The organism is Mesorhizobium sp. P2_C4 (assembly GCF_056404575.1).
On sequence record NZ_JBFUDT010000021.1, the window covers coordinates 1 to 643 of the forward strand.

Genomic DNA, 643 nt, shown 5'->3' on the forward strand with positions numbered 1-643 from the left:
CGAAGCCGCAGGCCTCGCCTTCCGCTACATCCCTGTCATCAGCGGCCAGATCACCGCCGAGAATGTCGAGGACCAGGCCGAGGCGCTCGACGAACTCGACGGCCCGGTGTTCGCCTATTGCCGCTCCGGAGCGCGCTGCACCAATCTCTATGGGCTGATCCAGCAGTCGAAGGGGTGAAGGCTTAGTTCGATTGGCGAGAGCCAATTCCATAAGTTGGCGTTCCGTCGCGCCCCCCTCTGTCCTGCCGGACATCTCCCCCACGAGGGGGGAGATTGGCAGCCTCGGCGACGGTGCCATTCCTGCAGCGCTGGTGGTTGGCGAAAGCCGGCGCGCCATCTGATCTCCCCCCTTGTGGGGGAGATGTCCGGCAGGACAGAGGGGGGGCGCTGTCCCGCCGGCGCATCCGATAATCGTAATAACTAAATCGGCAGCGCCCCGGTTTCCTTCAGCGTCTCCAGCACGATCGCCGTCTTCACATGCTGCACGGATTCGTGCGGCAGGAGCACGCCGTTGACGAATTCTGACAGTGACTTCAGGTCGGGCGTCACCACTTTCAGGATGTAATCCATCTCGCCGGTCAGCGCGTGCGCCTCCTGCACTTCGGGCAGCCGCGCCAGAAGCTCGCCGAAGCGCCTGGCATTG

At 63.9% G+C, this 643-nt stretch carries 2 protein-coding genes; one reads left to right on the forward strand and one right to left on the reverse strand.

Translation table 11 applies throughout. The features are described 5' to 3' along the window. A partial coding sequence (locus AC1DX6_RS30525) for a beta-lactamase hydrolase domain-containing protein (RefSeq protein WP_477320301.1) occupies positions 1-178 on the forward strand: 178 nt, incomplete at its 5' end. 242 nt (positions 179-420) lie between these two features. On the opposite strand, the gene AC1DX6_RS30530 is transcribed toward AC1DX6_RS30525, so the two are convergent. Next, positions 421-643: Lrp/AsnC ligand binding domain-containing protein (locus AC1DX6_RS30530; RefSeq protein ID WP_477320299.1), on the reverse strand; the 223-nt coding region annotated here is incomplete at its 5' end.